Source organism: Aestuarium sp. (genome assembly GCF_023253315.1).
GTDB classification, from domain to species: domain Bacteria; phylum Pseudomonadota; class Alphaproteobacteria; order Rhodobacterales; family Rhodobacteraceae; genus Marivivens; species Marivivens donghaensis.
The window spans coordinates 1-342 of record NZ_JALRGW010000157.1; the positions used below are offsets into that span (position 1 = coordinate 1).

The 342-nt window shown below is 53.5% G+C and carries 1 protein-coding gene (only partly in view); it reads left to right on the plus strand.

All coding sequences use genetic code 11. The features are described from left to right. The coding region annotated (locus tag AC1QQ2_RS14800; protein ID WP_479713716.1) for an ABC transporter ATP-binding protein crosses the window boundary (this coding region is incomplete at both ends): on the plus strand, positions 1-342 show 342 of its 673 nt. Its footprint extends 331 nt past the window's final position.

Consider the following 342-nt stretch of genomic DNA (forward strand, 5'->3'; position numbering starts at 1 on the left):
CTCTACCCGCATATGACCGTTCGTAAAAACATCGGATACGGGCTGAAAAACCGTAAAATCGCTAAAGATGTGATCAACCAAAAGGTCGAAGAGGCCGCGAACCTTTTGAACCTCAACGACTACCTTGATCGCAAACCCTCGCAATTGTCGGGCGGCCAGCGTCAGCGGGTTGCGATGGGCCGTGCGATTGTCCGCGATCCATCGCTGTTCTTGTTCGACGAGCCTCTTTCGAACCTCGATGCAAAGTTGCGCAATCAGATGCGGATCGAGATTAAGGCCCTTCAACGCCGACTTGGCGTGACTTCCGTCTACGTGACCCATGATCAGGTCGAAGCTCTGACC